This is a genomic window from Ruminococcus sp. OM04-4AA (assembly GCF_003462585.1).
In the GTDB taxonomy this organism is placed as follows: domain Bacteria; phylum Bacillota; class Clostridia; order Lachnospirales; family Lachnospiraceae; genus Mediterraneibacter; species Mediterraneibacter faecis.
Map to the genome: position 1 here is coordinate 35,281 of NZ_QTZH01000014.1, position 18,706 is coordinate 53,986.

Genomic DNA, 18,706 nt, shown 5'->3' on the forward strand with positions numbered 1-18,706 from the left:
AAGAACAAAAGATTAAAAGTCCATAGGTAGTATCTACTCGGACGCTCACTTTGTTCAATAAGGTCAAATCGAAAATGGAGTAAACGAAGGGGCAGTTCACTGAAATGTCAAAACTGCTTTTTCGTTTACCCCATCATCGATTCTAACCTAAAGAATTTGTACTTTTCTTTTATATCGCATAGACACAGTATATCATATCCACTGTGCCTATGCGATATCCTACTGCTTCTTTCTATTCCGGTGTATATGCCCAGTGCATCATTCGGTTTGTGATGGTATCTTCCCACTTAGGCTTTTCCCTTTCAGGTCTTCTTACATATGAAATGTGTAACCACAACATTAATAAGCACTAAAGAAAACATTACACCTACAGTACTAAGGATCGGCCAATGAAATGTAAAATATGACAATTTATTTTCCATATAAATCTTTACTCCAACCAAAGTGACCATTCCTACAGTAAACAACAATCCCATCACACACATAAAATAAAAACTGCCTTCTCCAAAAAGCATTAATTTCATTTGCTTATCGGTCATCCCAATGCTTTTCATAATATCAAATTCTTTTCTCCGAGTGTACATCCCGGTAAATACAACATTACAATAATTAGTCAATCCCGCAATGAATAATATGATACTTACAGCACCTAAGAGAATTCGATTTCCTCTCATATATGTTTCTTTTTGCTGCATCAGATCTGATTTACAGATAACAAAAACTCCTGCTTCGCCGGTTCCCTCATCCATTGATACTTCTGTCATTTCGGATCGTTTCTTATTTTCCTCGGATATCAGCTCATTGATCTGTGTTTTCACATAAGGTTCTTTTTCCGGATCAGCAGTTAATTCCATTGTTAATATCTTTTTCTCAGTCGGTATCTTTTGAAAACCTTTCTCACTGATAAAATAATATAAACTGCCTTCTCCATGCCAGGATTGATGTATTTCCGGGAAATTATCGCTTTGCTGGTCTAAATAACCGCATAGAGTAAATGTTGCGGATTCCTTTTGTAGGAAATCGTCTTCCTGTTGTTTCTCTTTACTATCAGAATTATTTTGTTCTTTTCTACGAATTGCATCTTCTTTTGAAAGCAGCGTTTTAAAATATACCGGTTCTCCAATTGCTTCATCTGCAAGTTTTTGCTGTTCCGGAGTCAGCATATGATCATGTATAATTAATACGCCATTTCCTTCTTCCAAAGATTTTACGTCAATATTCAATTGATTATCCTGCACGTATTTCTTAAGTGACAAGATTTGATTTTCATCTATAACTTGTACAGTATCCCAGCTAAATCCTTCCACCATATTGCCATCTGTAAGATTCGAAAGCCCCTCGTCATAAGGACGAATTCCCTTCTTAGATATAACCGTAGTTACATAGGCTCCTTCGATCAGATTGGAGTTCTCCCAATCAATGCCATCTATCTCGTGTAGTTTTTCCTCTAACTCTTGAGAGATTGGTGAAAATTCATCATAATCATTGTCATACAACAGTTCCAAACCGTCTCCCTGTGTTAACAAAGGATCAACATCGATTTCTCTGGTTTTATATTCTTCCCCACATCCCTGGCTTTTCCCGAATTCGCTAAACTCTCCTGCCAACAAAAAATCAGGGCGTTTCTCAAGAAGATGCTTATAATCGCATCCATTTGTAAGTACATTCATTAGAATAAAAGACAGGACTCCTAAAAAGATGGAAATACTTGTAATGATAAATCGTGCTTTATGACGTGTTATATTTCCCCATGCAATATAAAACATTTCTCCTGTCTCAGAGCGTTTCAACACCAGTTTCCAGGATGTTTTATTTTTTTGTCACCCATATTTCCATCATAAGTGGCACTCTCGACACAAGACAGCTTCGTGATTTTTCTAATAACGCCTTCTGATGCCATCCACAAAATTCCATTTACAAATACAACAGAAAGAAAAAGAATCCATGGTCTGAAAAAGGAAAGTATCATATTTCCTCCCATTTCCTGATAAAAATGAAACCCTAATATTTCCGGTATCAATAAGACCAAAATCAATACAGAAATCAAACTCCCTAAGACAGAACCTTTTAACATGAGTAACCGCATTTGTTTCCGGTATATTTTTGTGATCTGTCTTTCTGTGGCTCCAATCGTGTGGAGTAATCCGAGATTTTGAATATCTTCACTCATGGATATCCAAAGAACATTACGCACAAGGAAATATATTCCACACAAAATACCTAGCGTTCCTAATATCACCATCTCATATCCACCTGCGAATTTAGAAACGGCAGTATATTGTGCTGTATCAGAAACGTATATCTTCTGATCTGCACTCTTCATCGGCAATGCCTGATATAATTTTTCTTCTGTTTTGCTTCTGCTTAAATGATTGCTCTGACTGAAAAGTAAAGTATAGGGACCCTTTTCCAGGTTTAACTCATTAATTTTGTCATGTGAAATATATCCGATTGCTAATTTATTTCCAGAGTCCGTATACCATCCACATAGTTTGAATTTTTCTTTCGAATGTTCGAACAGACCTTTGTATACATCTAAGTTTATTTCCATTCCCTGTTCCGGTTCAGAAATACCAAGTTTTTTCAATGCCCGCTTAGACAATAGAATTTCATCCTTTTTCTGTGGGTAGCTTCCAATTATATTGGTATATGCAGGCTTCAAAAAATTGTTCCAGCTTTCTGAGTCAGCCCATACTACATCACATATCGTTTTTGCATTATCATCTGAAATGTCTGTAGCTTCACCTACAAAAATACTTTTTCCAACCCGTTTTATATAATCCAGTTGTTTTAATTTTGCATATTGTTCTTCTGTTCCATCTTCTATTCTGCCCGAAGAAGCAGTTCCATTTTCTCGGGTTAATCTTATTTCTTCTGCTTGTATTTTTCCACAGGAGATTCCGAAGACCATGGTTATAGCAACAATACCGATTACTACTGAGCAAAATAAAATCGTATTTCTCACCTTTTTTGTGCCCGCAAAATTTTTAGCCAGGAATCGGATTATATCTTCATTGTTATTTGGAATGTTCTTATGAAACATAGTGATACCTCCTAACAATCGTTACAATCTCTTGTATAGATTTTCCCATCGGACATACGTATTACTCTGTCTGCCATCTGCGCTACTTCCTCTTGATGCGTCACGATCAATATCGTCTGATGAAATCTGACGGCACAGGATTTTAGTAATCCTACGACTTCCATACTTGTAACAGAATCCAGATTTCCGGTCGGTTCATCCGCCAGGACAATAGCCGGTTTCGTTAATAATGCCCGTGCTATAGAAACTCGCTGTTGCTGCCCGCCGGACAGCGTTGATGGAAGACGTTCTAATTTATCTTTTAGTCCTAGTATTTCTATAATCTCATTGAAAAAATCTACATCGATTTCCTTGCCATCCAGTCTCATTGGGAGGACAATATTTTCACGTATACTAAGAGAAGGTATCAAATTATATTGCTGAAATACAAATCCGATATTTCTTCTTCTGAATATCGTTCTTTCTTCCTTGTTAAGATCTTTTAAACTTGTATTTCTGATCCAGACACCTCCAAAATCCGGAGTATCAAGACCTCCTAAGATGTTCATAAGTGTTGTCTTTCCGCATCCTGACGTACCGACAACTGCTATAAATTCACCATCTTCCACAGTCAACGACACACCATCTAAAGCACGCACTTCATATGTATCGGATGTATAATATTTTTTTAGATTCATGGCTTTGATTATATCCATCTTTTCTGTAAACTCCTTTCGTAAATGCTACCTTTAACTCAGCCATAATCTATTATACATGGTACCTCTTACAAACTTCTTACAAGCTGCATATGAACTGTCTCTACCGGAAGATTTACCTCTATAAGCAGCCCTGGCTTCATTTGTTTTGCTTTCATCATCCCTTTTTGTAATAGAACAATCTCTCTGGAAAGATATAAACCAATTCCGCATCCTTCCTGCCCTCTTGCCTGCTCACCACGATAAAATCTTTGAAAAATTTTATTTTCTTCTCCATCTCTTATCCCGATTCCATAATCTCTTACTTGAATTTTATAAAACATTTCTGTCTGTTTCATTGTGATATTGATCGTGCTGTTGTTTTTACTATATTTGACTGCATTATCAAACACATTATAAAACGCCTCACACATCCAGTTTTTATCATGTTCGCAAATGATTTTCTCTGGCAATTCTACTTGAAAAAAGATTTCTTTCTCTTCTGCCTTTTTCTGTATTTGCCCCAACGCATTTAGAATCGTTTCGACAAGATTTTCTTTTTGCATGTGAACTTGTATGATTCCTTGCTCTAATCGGGCAGTTTTTATAAAGCTCTCCACCAAAAAGCATAATTGTTCTTCACTTATTCGCAAGTCTTTCATGTATTCTGCATTCAATACTTCTTGCGTTTCATTCAATGATTCTTGCAGCAATTCTGTATAATTTTTTATATTTGACAGCGGTGTCCGTAGTTGATGCGCAATCTCAGAAATCAATTTCTGTATCTCATATCGACTTTTTTCGGCCTCTTTTCTTCTTCCCTCTAACATTTCCTGTAAACGGATTAGCTGATTGCTAGTTTTGGAATAAAGCGTTTCCTTCCCGATATCTGAACCATCTAATTCATTGCCGTTTATTAAGGATTCCGTCAATTTATATATTTTATTCATTTCCTTCGCTCTTAAATGATTTTCCACTAAATATACAGTACTTCCTCCGAGTATGAAACCTATTAAAAGTACTGTAGAAATTGCTACAACCATGCTAATCTCCCATTCTATATCCCATTCCAAATACATTACTGATAACATTCGATGAATCATTCAATTTCTTTTTCAGTCTGCTGATCATAACGCTAATTGTGTTAGAATCAATGAATTCACTATCGATTCCCCATATATTTTCCATTATCATCTCTTTTGTAAGAACCTGATTCTGATTCATAATAAGATATTCTAAAAGCTGATACTCTTTGACTGTCAAAAATATTTCCGTCTCTCCGACGAAAACCTGTTTTCTATCAGAATACAAAATGACTTGTCCGCATATAAAAGTATTTTCATTTGACTTTCTCTTTAAAACAACTTCTATACGTTTTAGCAATACCTTTATTGAAAATGGTTTGACCACATAATCATCTGCTCCTGTATCAAACGCTTTTAACATATCTTTTTCATCATCTTTTGCTGTTAAAAAAATAGCTGGAATTTTTCCATTTTTTTGAAGCTCTTGATATAGATTTATTCCATCCCCATCCGGCAATCCAATATCTACGATCAACAAATCTACAGAACTATCTATATTTTTAATTGCCTCTTTTCTTGAAGCGGCAAGAATCGTTGTATAACCTTGATTTTTCAAAGATCTATCTAATGCTTTTCTTAACAATTTATCATCTTCTATAATTCCTATTACCATACACACCTCCTGATTTTTCTAGAATGTAATACAAAAAGTCCATTACAATATATATAACACCTCTGTATATTGTAACGGACTTTTTCAAACCCAGACTTGGTGCAAGCACCATTTCCGATAAAAACCTCGAAAGTTTTTATTTTATGTGCATATATTCCCCAATTTCATTCACAAAATCAATATGTTTTCTACTAAATTTTCATCTACTATTTTATACTACTGGGTACAGGCTTGAATCTATTGTTTCATACTTATCACATAGCACCTCTAGTGCTTGAAAATCTAGTGCTGATTTCACATACCCAGCCGTTGTATCATTTGATACTTTTTGATTGTACATCACTTTGGCATTTGAAATAATTTTCTCACGTTGTTTACGTATAAAAATCATTTCATTGTGAACGAGATCCTTATACGTACTATCTGATTCATTTTCCAAATCATATAATTCAAGTTCTGATGTAGGTACCGGAATCATATGGCTAATTCTGAGTGTGCCCTTTAATTCTTTTTCACCATCTTTATTTTTTACTACAATTCGTATAATTGGCACAATGCTTTTCTTAATGACCTTATTTGCTCCTGCAATCTGATAATCCGAATCTTTGGGCGATGACATCGGAACATAATAAAGATATTGTCCAATCTGCAAAACTACACCCAAATATTTCCTAGTATGTGTTCTAGAATTAATTTTGTTAGAATATACGTTTGGAAAATCCTTACGCAACCATTCCACATAATCATCCGAAACACTATATAATTTGAATTCTTCCATCCGTATCTCCTTTTATTTATTTCTCCTTATACGAAAACAAGGGAGCTAACGCTCCCTTTGAGTTTAAAATTCTCCACTTATATGGCAGGAGCTCTCCCGAGTTTAAAATCTTCCACTTATATGGCAGGAACTCTCCCGAAGATAGGCTCTCTATCTAAGAATAGTATATGACAAATTCATAAAAATAGCAACTCTTTTTATGTAATTGTTGCGTTGTTACTGCATTAAAGCTTCGATAAAAACATCCAAGATTAGTGAGCCACAAAGTGGGCAATTCTTCAAAAACTTACATGAATGCTCCTATAAATCCCTTATTTCAATCTCTCGTTTCCATCAAAACAACTTTTCCAAACACAAAAGAGATCTTCACTTCATCTTCACCTTCCGCGAACTCATTACTCACACACAAGCTGTCTCCTGATGAGAGCAAATGATTCTGCAATGGATATTTTGCACCGCTGATACAGAAATCCTCAACCGGAAATTGCATCGGAAATACTGAAAAATACTTTCCGAAAGCTTCTTCTCTGCGAATTGCGATTCCATGATCAAGCAGACGAATTCTATTATGACTGTCTAAGATCATCGCTTGAGATCCTGCTTCAAGTGCAATATTCAGGCACTGGACATTGGCCCAGAAATGATCCAAACGATTTCCTGTTCCTCCAAGAATCCAGATTTCTTTTCTTCTGAGTCCAAGACACATACGAAGTGCAATCTCCGTATCAGACGCATCCTTTACCGGATTGAACTCCCGGATCGGTACACTTGCTTCTTTTCTATAATAATCGATCACTTCTTCCGGTACACTGTCAAAATCTCCCACAATGTAATCCGGCTTGATCTTATGTTCATAAAGAAATGCGAGTCCTTTATCTACTCCGATAATAAATTCTGTCTCTTCTGCCTCAAGAATTGGAAGGATAAAATCTTCTTCCAGCATTCCCCCGCTCACAATAACTGTTCTCTTACACATTGCCGTTTAAAATCTCCATAAACTTTGCTGTATTATCTTTGATGTCGCCTTTAAAAACTCCTGAACCTGAGACCATTACATTCGCTCCGGCTGCAAGTACTTCTGCCACGTTTTTATGATAGATTCCACCATCTACTTCAATATCAGTTGTAAGTCCTTTTTCATTCAGAAGGTTTCTCAATTCACTGATACGCTCCAGTGATTCCGGAATAAATGCCTGTCCGCCGAATCCCGGTTCTACAGACATGATCAGAAACATCTCTGCCTGATCCAGATATGGAAGCAGTACATCAACCGGTGTCTTCGGTTTAATAGAAATTCCCACTTTCGCTCCTGCTGCATGGATTTTATCAATTGTTGCCTGCAGATCTTCACATGCTTCATAATGAACTGTAACGATATCTGCTCCTGCTTTCACGAATTCTTCCACATAACGGATCGGTTCTGTCACCATAAGATGAACATCCAGTGTTTGTGTTGTTGCTCCCTTGATTGATGCGAGAACAGGCATTCCAAAGGAAATGCTTGGAACGAACATTCCGTCCATCACATCAAAATGAATATACTCTGCGCCTGCTTCTTCTGTTAATTTCAACTGCTCTCCTAAAATCTTGAAATCTGCTGAGAGAATAGATGGTGCCAAAATATTTTTCATAAACTTAATACCTCTTTCTTTCCTTTAGTTCACGGTACATCTCCGTATAATCTTCATATCTGATCTTATGGATCTTCCCTTCTTCTACTGCTTCTTTCACAGCGCATCCGGGTTCATGAATATGGTCACAGCCATTGAACTTGCACTGTCCTTCAAACGGTGTAAATTCCGGAAAATAATATTTTAAATCTTCTTTTTCGAAATCATTGACGTAAAGAGAACTGAATCCCGGAGTATCCATAATATAAGACTCTTCTCCGATCACGATCAGTTCGGAATGTCTTGTTGTATGTTTCCCTCGGTCAATCTTCTTACTGATACTTCCTGTCTCCATCTTCACTTCACTCTGAAGAAGATTGATCAGAGAAGACTTTCCGACACCGGAAGGACCTGCAATTGAAGTTGTCTTTCCTTTTAAAAGTGATTTTAACTCACTGATATTTTCTTCTTCCTTTGCACTTGTAAAGATCACCGGATATCCGCATCCGGTATAAACTTCTTTCAATTCTGCAATTTCAGGATGGCTTGCAATATCTGTCTTATTAAAACATAATACGACAGGTATCTCTTTTCGTTCCATCATGACAAGAAAACGATCTAACAGATTGTAATGCGGTTTCGGTTTTGTCACTGCAAACACAACCAGTGCCTGATCAATATTGGCTACTGCCGGACGAATCAACTCATTCTTACGCGGCAGGATCTCTGTGATATTTCCTGTCATTTCTTTTTCATCAAGCACCTCGATCACAGCATCATCACCGACCAACGGCTTGATTCCGTCTTTTCGAAAGGCACCTTTTGCTTTACATTCAAAAATTCCGGATTCTACTACATTCACGTAGTAGAATCCGGCAATTCCTTTTATTATCTTTCCCTGCATATACTTGCTCTCTGTTATCATTGATTTCCAGAATCTTCTGTTTCAGAACCAGTTCCAGAGCCCTGTCCCGGATCTGTAGGCTGCTGTCCTTTGCTGACCATATACTGAACTGTTGTTCCTTTTTTCACTTGAGTACCACCGCTGACAGACTGATAAAATACCTGACCTTTCGGATAATTATCACTATAGTCATCACCAATATACTCTGGTGTTAATCCTGCTTCTTTCAGCTTTTTCTCTGCTGTATTCTTATCAAAAGAAATTATACTTGGCACTGGAACCACCGTCAGCTTTGGTCCTTTGCTCACCACATATCCAATTGTTGTACCTTTAGATACTTCTTTTCCGGCATCTGTATCCTGTGAAATAACCAATCCTTTTTCTACAGTATCACTGTAATCTTCAGTTGCATTTCCGGACAAACCTGCCTGTGAAAGGGCTGCTTCAGCATCCGACTGGGACTTTCCGGTAAGTTTAGGAACTTTTGTCGGCTGATTTCCCTTGCTTATTACAAGAGTAACCGTTGTTCCTTCTTTTACTTCTGCACCTTCACTTGGACTAACAGAAACAACTTCTCCCTGCTCCACATCATCACTGTAAACAGGATCACCTTTCTTCACAACAAGGTTCTTCGCCTGAAGTGCTTTTTCTGCATCAGCTTCTGCCAAACCAACAACACTTGGAATCGTTGTCATCTTAGCTTCTTCACCACTGCTGATCACAACATTGACTGTTGTATGCTTCTTTACTTTCTTTCCATCAGCAGGATCCTGGCTGATAATCTTTCCTTTTGCAACAGTATCGGAAGGCGCAGTTGACTTATGGATTCCGAGATCATATTTGTTCAGTTCTTTCTGTGCTTCCTCATATGTCTTGCCTGTCACATCCGGTACTTTTACCATCTCTGAATCTGTTTGCTGTGTAGTCGTTCCTTTTCCACCTTTAAATACGCCCACTGCATTTCCTACAAGGAACATGATCAAAAGTGCGATCACAACACCGGCAACAACCATAAGAATCTTCATGATCTTCTTCGTGTCTTTATTTACTTCATTCTTCTTACGGCGATTCCGGTCATCATAACGGTCTTTGCGACGGTCGTCGTAGTCATCGTCATCATCATAGCGGCTTCTGCGGCGATCATCGTAGTCATCGTCATCATCATAACGGCTTCTGCAGCGGTCGTCGTAGTCATTGTCATCATCATAACGGCTTCTACGGCGGTCATCGTAGTCGTCCTCATAATCATCATCATAATCATCGTCATAATCATCATTATAATTCTGACGATTCTTCATACGATTCAGTTCATCCGGTGACATAACAACCGTAGTCCGACCTGTATCCTGGGATGTTGCCGGCATACGTTTTGTCACACCATCAAGAACAACAAAATCCCCTTCCGGATCTACCAGTGAATGCTTCAGATCCTGAAGCAGCTCCTCGCAGCTCATATAACGCTTATTCGGCAGTTTCTGCGTACATTTCATAATAATGCACTCCAGGCTGTACGGAATATCCGGAACTTCTTCTGCTGGAGACTTGATCACTTCATTCAAATGTTTCAAAGCAACCGTCACTGTCGAATCTCCGTCAAACGGAACATGCCCGGTGATCATCTCATACATCGTGATACCTGCTGAATAGATATCACTCTTCTCATCTACAATACCGCCTCTGGCCTGTTCCGGAGATGTGTAATGTACAGATCCCATCACTGTCGTTGTTACTGCCTGTGTTGCCGTTGATGTCGTAGCCCGCGCGATTCCGAAATCAGTAACCTTAACCTTTCCATCTTTGGAAATAATGATATTCTGCGGCTTAATATCCCGGTGAATGATATGGCAGTTATGCGCTGCCTGAATACCTGTCACCATCTGGATGGAAATACTGATTGTCTCTTTTGCTGAAAGCTTTCCTTTCTTCTCAATGTAATCCTTCAGCGTAATTCCTTCTACAAGCTCCATGACCATATAATAAAGACCGCGATCCTGCCCTACATCATAGACATTAACTACGTTGGATGCATCAATCCTGCTGCTGCCTGAGCTTCGCTTAAAAACTTCTTAATAAACGTCTCATCCGAACGATACGTGCTCTTCAGCACCTTGATCGCAACAAAACGATTCAGCTTATGATCCTTGCCTTTATAGACATCTGCCATTCCGCCAGAACCGATACGGCCAAGTATCTCGTATCGTTTCCCTAAAAATACTCCTTCTTTAATCATACACTCACCTCATCTGCAAATGGCTCAAACAATACCACTCCGATGTTATCTGTTCCTCCATTCTCTTTTGCTGCTTCCACCAGCATCTCACCTGCCTCGACGATATCCCGGCTTCCCTGCACAATATGGAAAAGTTCTTCATCTTCCACCATATTACTTAATCCGTCTGTACACATCAGAATGATGTCTCCCCGTTTCAGACGGTGTTCATAAAAGTCCACATCCACATCAGCTTTTGCCCCGATCGCTCTTGTGATAATATTCTTATCCGGATGATGCTTCGCTTCTTCCGGCTTAATTCCACCAAGACGTACCATCTCTTCTACAAGAGAATGGTCCTTACTTAGCTGTTGGATCCCCTGATTGATCAGATACAGACGGCTGTCTCCCACATTGGCAAAATACAGCATCTGTTCTTTCACAGTAGCGGCAACAACCGTTGTTCCCATCCCCTTCAGATGTTCGTCACCGGATGCTTCTTTGATAATCTCACGATTGGCAGCCTTGATTGCTTTTACAAGAACACGTTCAATATCCTCGCCCTCGCTCTTCGCAATCTCTTTGATCATCACTTCCACAGTACACTTGGAAGCATAATCTCCTGCCTGATGGCCACCCATACCATCCGCTACCACGAACAGGTTCTGGAGAATACCCAGTGGTTTTCCCGTCGTAAAGACGTAGTCCTGATTTACCTGTCGCACCATTCCAACATCTGTAATTGAAAATGTCTTCATACCTTCTATTCTCCTTCAGTTTCTACGTAGCGGCGCCTGAGCTGACCGCAGGCTCCGTCAATATCAGAGCCCATTTCCCTTCTTATAGTAACATTTATTCCGCTTTTTTCAAGTTTATTTTTGAAATTCAAAGCACTTTTCCGGCTTGGACGAACAAAATCACGCTCTTTTACCGGATTGACCGGTATCAGATTGATATGACAGTTCTTGTGCTTTAATAAATGAATCAGTTCCTGTGCATCCTCATCCGTATCATTCACACCATGCACAAGGCTGTACTCAAAACTCACTCTCCGGCCGGTTTCTTTGAAATATTCGTCACAGGCCGCGAGTACTTCTGTGATATCATATTTATTTGCAACCGGCATCAATTTTCTTCGCTTTTCCTGATTGGAACCGTGAAGTGAAAGTGCAAGTGTGATCTGTAAATGCTCTTTCGCCAGTTCTTTCATCTTTGGAACTATTCCGCAGGTTGATACGGTGACATTTCTCTGACTGATGTTCAATCCATTCTCATCTGTAAGTAAATGAATAAACTTCAGGAAATTATCGTAATTATCCATCGGTTCACCGGTTCCCATGATCACTACATTTGAAACCCTCTCACCACTTATCTTCTGAATCTGATAAATCTGTCCAAGCATCTCAGACGGAGAAAGATTTCTCACCAGACCTCCGATCGTTGATGCACAGAATGCACATCCCATCCTGCAACCGACCTGAGAGGAAATACAGACAGAATTTCCATGCTTATATTTCATAAGAACACTTTCGACTACATTTCCATCATAAAGACGGAACAAGAACTTGTTCGTACCGTCAATCTGGGAAATCTGTCTCTCCAGCATAACAACCGGGAGAATCTCATAATTCTCTTCCAGTTTTTCCCTCAAAACCTTTGAAAGATTCGTCATCTCATCAAAATGATCTACCAGCTTCACATGCAGCCATTCATAAATCTGTTTTGCACGAAATGCTTTTTCTCCGATCGTTGCCATCTCTTTCTGTAATTCTTCATATCCATAAGCACGGATATCCTTCTTCATCTTAAAGTTTTCCTCCTGTATTTCGTTTTTTCTGTGAGTTATTCACATTGTTTATCTGCTTTTTCTATTTTTTCACATTTCCTGAAAATCATGCTTTTTTCTTAAATCTTGCAATAAAGAATCCGTCACAATCGTGAACTCCCGGGAAGAATTGGATACATCCCTTCTCGATCACATCACTTTTTAACTCTTTGCAAATATTTTCTGTAATATCATCCAGCTCAAATTGTGGATATTCTTTTAAAAACCAGTGCACATTCTCTATGTTCTCTCCCGGATTCACGGTACATGTGCTGTACAGCAATGTTCCGCCTTCCTTAACAATTGCCTGTGCACAAGTCAGGATCTTTCTCTGTAGATCTGCAAGTTCTTCAAGATCTTCCGGTTGTACACGATATTTCAGATCCGGCTTTTTGCCAAGCACTCCCAGCCCGGAACACGGAAGATCTGCGATCACAAGATCTGCTGCTTCCTCGTCATATTTATCAAACACTGACGCATCCTTACATACTGCACAAATATTTCCAAGTCCAGAACGGTCGATATTCTGCCAGATCAAATCTGTCTTATATTCAGTCAGATCTCTTGCTTCAACCCGTCCTACCTTTTCTTCTGTTCCGTTCTCTCTCGCTGCCGCTTCATCTGCCAGCTGAAGTTTCTCTGCCACATGAAGTGATTTTCCTCCCGGTGCCGCACAGACATCAATTACTTGATCGCCGACTTTTGGAGCTGCCAGTTCTCCGACAAACATAGAACTGATATCCTGCACTGCAAAGAGTCCTTCCTGAAAACTTTCCAGGCCTTCCAGATAATCATAATCTGAAAGATAAAACGCATAAGGAAGATACGGATGTGCTTCTACCTTCGCTCCCTCTGCTTCCAATTTTTCTTTCAATACTTCCGGTGTAACCCGGTTCATACAACAGCGGATCGTAATTGGCTTCTCTTTCTGAAAATCTGCTGCCATCTTCTCTGTGATCTCTTCCCCATATTCTTTCTTCCATAAAGAAAGAATCCATTCCGGAACAGAATATTTCACAGACAATCTCTGTACATCTTCTTTTGGATACTCGATCTCGTCCATCTTGCGGACAACATTTCTCAGAACTCCATTCACATATCCCCGCAGACCTGAAAATCCTTTTCGAACCGCAAGCTTTACTGCCTCACTGCACACCGCATGATCCGGTACGCTATCCATATATTTCAGCTGATAGACACTACTGCGAAGAATATTACGGATGACCGGTTTCATCTTCTTAACCTTTGTCTTAGAAATCTGATTCAAGATATAATCAATTTCTATCATATGTTCCAGAGTACCTTCCACAACTCTGGTGATAAATGCACGCTCACGTTTCTCAAGATATTGATATTTTGACAGAACATCTCCAAGAATCTTATGACTATATGCTCCATTCTCTGTTATTTCCATCAAAATCTCTAGAACGATCTCTCGTTCATTGATCTGCTTTCCCATAAATAATCTCCTATTCTCCGCATTTTGGAGGTTGGCTCTGAACAGTTACAGCATTTTTTCTTTTTATCAGTCATTCCTTCTTCGTCCGTTTGTCAGGATCAACAAACGTAAAAGCTGTAAAATCATTGCGGCCGCACTTGCCACATATGTCATTGCGGCTGCCCGAAGTACCTTCTTCACTCCACCAACTTCGTCTTCACGGAGCATTCCTGAATTTCCAAGCACCTTCACTGCTCTTCTGGAAGCATTGATTTCCACCGGAAGTGTTATAAGATGAAATGCCACAGCTACCATAAAGAGGAGAATTCCAATATCAATAAGGAAGCTGGACATCTGGCCATTCATAAACAGGCCGATAATGATCAACGGCCAGGAAATCATGGAGCCGAAATTTACGACCGGCACAAGTGCCCCACGGATTGATAAAGGTGCATACCCTTCAAAATGCTGTACTGCATGGCCACACTCATGTGCCGCAACTCCGATTGCTGCTACAGAAGTTGAATTATAAACCGGATCAGAAAGCGCCAGTGTCTTGTTTCTCGGATCATAATGATCGGTCAGATTTCCCGCTATATGAGTCACCTGCACATCATAGATTCCATTTCTCCTGAGAATCTGTTCTGCCGCTTCTCGTCCTGTCATCCCCGAATAACTGCGGATCTTCGAATATTTTGCAAATGTTCCTTTCACCTGGGACGATGCAAACAGGCTGAGAACCACACCGATCAGTACCAGTATATAAGTCCAGTCATAATAAAATCCATAATACATACTTTAATTACCTCCTGTTATCTGTAGTCCCCCTCCAAGAGTACTCTTATTCCTGTGTAAATTTAACTCCGCTTTCAATTGTGTATCCCCTTAAGAAAGCTCCTGTATCCATTCTCTTTTTCCCCGGTATCTGAAGTTCTAGAACTCGTAAGACTCCATCCCCTGTTTGAACAGTAAAGGAATCTTTCTCTACGCTCAAAACTGTTCCAGGCTCTGCTTTTGCTGTTCCGTCAGCCTCAGCTTTTGCTCTCCAGATCTTCACTACCTTTTTGCCCCAATGTGTATAAGCACTTGGCCAGGAATTCAGGCCACGCACCAGACGTTCGATCTGTACTGCGGATGTATTCCAGTCAATATTTCCAAGCTTTTTATCGAGCATTCTAGCATATTCTGTTGGACTCTCACCCTGCTTCTCAAAAGTTGCTGTATGATCTTCAATGGCTTTCAGAGTTTCTACACAAAGTTTCGCTCCCGCTTCAGCAAGCTTATCATGAAGGCTTTCTCCTGTCTCCTCTTCTGTGATCGGCACTTCGACTTTCTGGATCATGTCTCCTGTATCCAGTCCTTCGTTCATCTGCATTGTTGTAACACCTGTTACTTCCTCGCCATTGATGATAGACCACTGGATTGGCGCGGCACCACGGTATTTTGGAAGAAGTGAAGCATGTACATTAATGCATCCATATGGTGTCATCTCCAGGATTTCTTTCGGAATGATCTGACCAAATGCAATGACAACCATCACATCTGCATTATATTTTCTCAGTTCCTCTGCACATTCCGGATCACGGATTTTCTTAGGCTGATAAACCGGAATTCCATGTTTCATCGCAGCTTCTTTCACCGGAGTTGGCTGCATCTCTTTGCCGCGTCCCTTTGGTTTATCTGGCTGGCTCACTACGAGACATACCTCATGTCCTGCTTCCACCAGTGCCTCCAGTGTTCCCACAGAGAAATCCGGTGTTCCCATGAAAATTATTCTCATCAATTATTCCTCCACTTCGTATTCCATATCTTCCTCGTTGTAGGCCGGTGAATCATGCAGTTCTCCTTCTACTTTCTCTACATAGAGGTGTCCTCCCAGATGATCGATCTCATGACAGAATGCTCTTGCAAGAAGTTCTTCTCCTTCTATCTCGAATTCCTCCATATTTTCATCCAGTGCACGTACCTTTACGTGATTCGGACGAGTCACGATTCCCCATTTTCCCGGCACACTTAAGCAACCTTCTTCGCCTGTCTGCTCACCGGATGTCTCAATGATCTCAGGATTGATCAAAACGATCGGACCCTCTCCGACATCAATCACTACAATCTGTTTGAGAATACCAACCTGCGGTGCGGCAAGACCCACACCCATCTTCTCATACATCGTATCAAGCATGTCTTCAATTAAAATCTTTGTACGAAGTGTCATCTTCGTCACTGGTTTACACTGTTTTTCAAGAACGTCATCGCCCATCTCTCTTACTTCTCTGATTGCCATTATTCTTTCCTCTCTTTTCTATAAATTCATTGGGTTAAAATCGAATTGGATTCTCATTTTCTGAAACCCTGAGTTAATTTCTATATATTGTTCCATCCTGTCTTTTAATACAACTAAGGTTCGGTATTCCGGAGCTTTTACGTAAACCACTCTCCGGTAAATATCTTTGATCTTATCCACTCCCGGACTTGCCGGGCCGATCACATTGAGCTGTGCCTGCCCTTTGATCCGCAAAATGTATTCCTTCAGATACTTGCACGCTTTCTCCAAAAGCGCCTCATCTTCACATGCCGCAAGTACTGCCATCAGGTTCTCCACCGGTGGATATCCCATCAGACTGCGGTAGCGAATTTCTTTCTCATAGAATGCTTCATAATCCTGCGCTGCTGAAGCCTCGATTGCATAATGCTCCGGATCGTAAGTCTGGATCACAACCTCACCCGGTCTGTCACCTCTTCCGGCACGGCCTGCTGCCTGTGTCAAAAGCTGGAATGTTCGCTCACCGGAACGATAATCATCTGTATAAAGTGACATATCCGCTGCCAATGCACCGACTAACGTGACCTTTGGAAAATCATGCCCTTTTACAATCATCTGTGTTCCCACAAGAATATCTGCCTCTTCATTCGCAAATGCAGATAAAATCTGTTCATGGGAATCCTTTTTCTTCGTTGTATCCATGTCCATGCGTAGTACTCTTGCCTGTGGGAATCTTGCCTTCACCATATCCTCGATCTGTTGAGTTCCTGCGCGGAATTCTCCGATATACCTGGATCCACATTCCGGACACTTCGTCACCTTCGGCTGCTCATATCCACAGTAATGGCAGACCATTTTTCCACCTTTGTGTACCGACAAGGATACATTACAGTGCGGGCATTTCACTACATGGCCACATTCTCTGCAGGAAACAAAACCAGAATATCCCCTGCGATTCAAAAACAGCATGATCTGCTCTTTTGCATTCAATCTGTCTTCGATCAGTTCCTGCAACTTCTCACTCAAGATGGATCGGTTTCCATTCTTCAGTTCTTTACGCATGTCTACTGTATACACAGTTGCCATCTGCTGCATATGGGAACGGTTCTTCATCTCGTAAAGCTGATATTCACCAAGTCTTGCCCGATACATGGCCTCCATGGACGGAGTTGCGCTTCCAAGCACTACACTGGCATCTTCTACTTCTGCCCTGTGGACTGCCACTTCTCTTGCATGATAGCGTGGCACCTGCTCACTCTTGTAGGTTGGTTCATGTTCTTCATCAATAACGATCAGCCCCAAATCCGGAAATGGAGTAAAAAGTGCAGAACGTGGTCCGATCATCACATCGACCTCCCCCCTCTTTGCACGCATCATCTGATCGTAACGTTCTCCGGCAGACAGTCTTGAGTTCATGATAGAAACTCTGTCGCCGAAACAGCGGTAAAACCGCATCACTGTCTGATAGGTCAGTGCGATCTCCGGAATCAGAACGATTGCCTGCCTTCCCTGCCCGACCACAGTGCGAATCATCTCCATATAGACTTCTGTCTTCCCACTTCCGGTCACTCCGTGAAGCAGATAAGTTCTCCTTGTTCCACACAGATAGTCTTGCCGGAATCCCTGGATCACATGCTGCTGTTCTTCTGTATAGATGATTTCCTGCTGTGATTTCTTTGCCTGTTTCACCGGATTACGGTATACTTGCTCTGACTCTATCTTCAGCACGCCCTGCTCTTCCAATGCCCGGATCACAGGCAACGTCACATTTAATTTTTTCGTCACCAGCTCATAATCCTGAACCGGTACTTCCATCAAAGCTTCCAGAAGTCTCGCTCTTGCTTTCTGATTCTTTTTCTGATAAAAAGCCAGCTTCTCCCGACTCTCTTCCTCAGTAAGCAGCAAACGGAGATGTTTCTTCACCTTCGCATTCTCTTTCTGCTTGATTGGCAGCACTGTCTTAAGTGCCTGGATCATTGTTCCGCCATACTGCTCTTTCATCCATGCCGCCAGCGCGATCAGTCTCGCTTCGATTGCCACGCTGTTTCTGGAAATGTCTGTGATCTCCTTCACCTTTGACAGATCATAATTGCAAGTCTCTGATAATGAAGTCACATAACCTTTGATCTGTCGGTTTCCTTTTCCAAAAGGGATAATTACTTCCATCCCCGGATGCAGCTCGTCTTTCAGTCGTTCCGGTATTCGGTACTGAAAGATCTTATCCAGTTTTTCATGTTGTATATCTACAATAACATCTGCAAACACAA

General features: G+C 40.5%; 18 protein-coding genes. All 18 read right to left on the bottom strand.

Annotation, left to right across the window (positions count from 1 at the left end):
- Positions 1-302: 302 nt before the first annotated feature.
- Complete coding sequence (locus tag DXB52_RS16795; RefSeq protein ID WP_472519988.1) at positions 303-1,766, bottom strand: ABC transporter permease; 1,464 nt, start codon at positions 1,764-1,766, stop codon at positions 303-305.
- 20 nt (positions 1,767-1,786) lie between these two features.
- Positions 1,787-3,043 carry an FtsX-like permease family protein gene (locus DXB52_RS16800; protein ID WP_472519989.1) on the bottom strand — a complete coding sequence of 419 codons (1,257 nt, stop codon included), beginning with the start codon at positions 3,041-3,043 and terminating at the stop codon, positions 1,787-1,789.
- Positions 3,044-3,054: 11 nt separating this feature from the next.
- Positions 3,055-3,738, bottom strand: coding sequence for an ABC transporter ATP-binding protein (locus tag DXB52_RS06220; protein ID WP_118106764.1), 684 nt, complete (start codon positions 3,736-3,738; stop codon positions 3,055-3,057).
- A gap of 68 nt (positions 3,739-3,806) precedes the next feature.
- The gene (locus DXB52_RS06225; protein ID WP_227159278.1) at positions 3,807-4,760 is read right to left on the bottom strand and encodes a sensor histidine kinase; all 954 of its coding nucleotides are present in this window, start codon (positions 4,758-4,760) and stop codon (positions 3,807-3,809) included.
- Between the two features lies 1 nt (position 4,761).
- On the bottom strand, positions 4,762-5,415 hold the full coding sequence (locus DXB52_RS06230; RefSeq protein ID WP_118106765.1) for a response regulator transcription factor: 654 nt from the start codon (positions 5,413-5,415) through the stop codon (positions 4,762-4,764).
- A gap of 211 nt (positions 5,416-5,626) precedes the next feature.
- Entirely contained in the window at positions 5,627-6,193 is a 567-nt protein-coding gene (locus DXB52_RS06235; RefSeq protein ID WP_118106766.1) for a type III toxin-antitoxin system ToxN/AbiQ family toxin, read from the bottom strand.
- A gap of 316 nt (positions 6,194-6,509) precedes the next feature.
- Positions 6,510-7,169, bottom strand: a complete 660-nt coding sequence (locus DXB52_RS06240) for a thiamine diphosphokinase (protein ID WP_117861767.1) — start codon at positions 7,167-7,169, stop codon at positions 6,510-6,512.
- Positions 7,162-7,824, bottom strand: coding sequence for a ribulose-phosphate 3-epimerase (rpe, locus tag DXB52_RS06245; protein ID WP_015528369.1), 663 nt, complete (start codon positions 7,822-7,824; stop codon positions 7,162-7,164). The genes DXB52_RS06240 and rpe overlap by 8 nt, the downstream gene beginning before the upstream one ends.
- 4 nt (positions 7,825-7,828) lie before the next feature.
- Complete coding sequence (gene rsgA, locus DXB52_RS06250; protein ID WP_117542236.1) at positions 7,829-8,707, bottom strand: ribosome small subunit-dependent GTPase A; 879 nt, start codon at positions 8,705-8,707, stop codon at positions 7,829-7,831.
- A gap of 17 nt (positions 8,708-8,724) precedes the next feature.
- Positions 8,725-10,740: a Stk1 family PASTA domain-containing Ser/Thr kinase gene (gene pknB, locus DXB52_RS06255; protein WP_472519993.1), complete on the bottom strand. Its 2,016-nt coding sequence runs from the start codon at positions 10,738-10,740 to the stop codon at positions 8,725-8,727.
- Positions 10,722-10,937, bottom strand: coding sequence for a hypothetical protein (locus DXB52_RS16805; RefSeq protein WP_472519990.1), 216 nt, complete (start codon positions 10,935-10,937; stop codon positions 10,722-10,724). The genes pknB and DXB52_RS16805 overlap by 19 nt, the downstream gene beginning before the upstream one ends.
- On the bottom strand, positions 10,934-11,674 hold the full coding sequence (locus tag DXB52_RS06260; protein WP_020436380.1) for a Stp1/IreP family PP2C-type Ser/Thr phosphatase: 741 nt from the start codon (positions 11,672-11,674) through the stop codon (positions 10,934-10,936). Before DXB52_RS06260 ends, DXB52_RS16805 begins: the two co-directional genes overlap by 4 nt.
- Before the next feature lie 5 nt (positions 11,675-11,679).
- Positions 11,680-12,720 carry a dual-specificity RNA methyltransferase RlmN gene (gene rlmN / locus DXB52_RS06265; protein ID WP_118106767.1) on the bottom strand — a complete coding sequence of 347 codons (1,041 nt, stop codon included), beginning with the start codon at positions 12,718-12,720 and terminating at the stop codon, positions 11,680-11,682.
- An 88-nt stretch (positions 12,721-12,808) separates the two neighbouring features.
- Positions 12,809-14,200, bottom strand: coding sequence for a 16S rRNA (cytosine(967)-C(5))-methyltransferase RsmB (gene rsmB / locus DXB52_RS06270; protein WP_118106768.1), 1,392 nt, complete (start codon positions 14,198-14,200; stop codon positions 12,809-12,811).
- 66 nt (positions 14,201-14,266) lie between these two features.
- Entirely contained in the window at positions 14,267-14,974 is a 708-nt protein-coding gene (locus DXB52_RS06275; protein ID WP_117497779.1) for a zinc metallopeptidase, read from the bottom strand.
- Between the two features lie 46 nt (positions 14,975-15,020).
- The gene (gene fmt / locus DXB52_RS06280) at positions 15,021-15,959 is read right to left on the bottom strand and encodes a methionyl-tRNA formyltransferase (RefSeq protein ID WP_118106769.1); all 939 of its coding nucleotides are present in this window, start codon (positions 15,957-15,959) and stop codon (positions 15,021-15,023) included.
- Between the two features lie 3 nt (positions 15,960-15,962).
- Positions 15,963-16,460 carry a peptide deformylase gene (gene def, locus DXB52_RS06285; protein ID WP_117497775.1) on the bottom strand — a complete coding sequence of 166 codons (498 nt, stop codon included), beginning with the start codon at positions 16,458-16,460 and terminating at the stop codon, positions 15,963-15,965.
- Between the two features lie 18 nt (positions 16,461-16,478).
- Positions 16,479-18,704 (bottom strand): replication restart helicase PriA, encoded by a 2,226-nt coding sequence (gene priA, locus DXB52_RS06290; protein WP_118106770.1) that lies wholly within the window; start codon positions 18,702-18,704, stop codon positions 16,479-16,481.
- Positions 18,705-18,706: the final 2 nt, after the last annotated feature.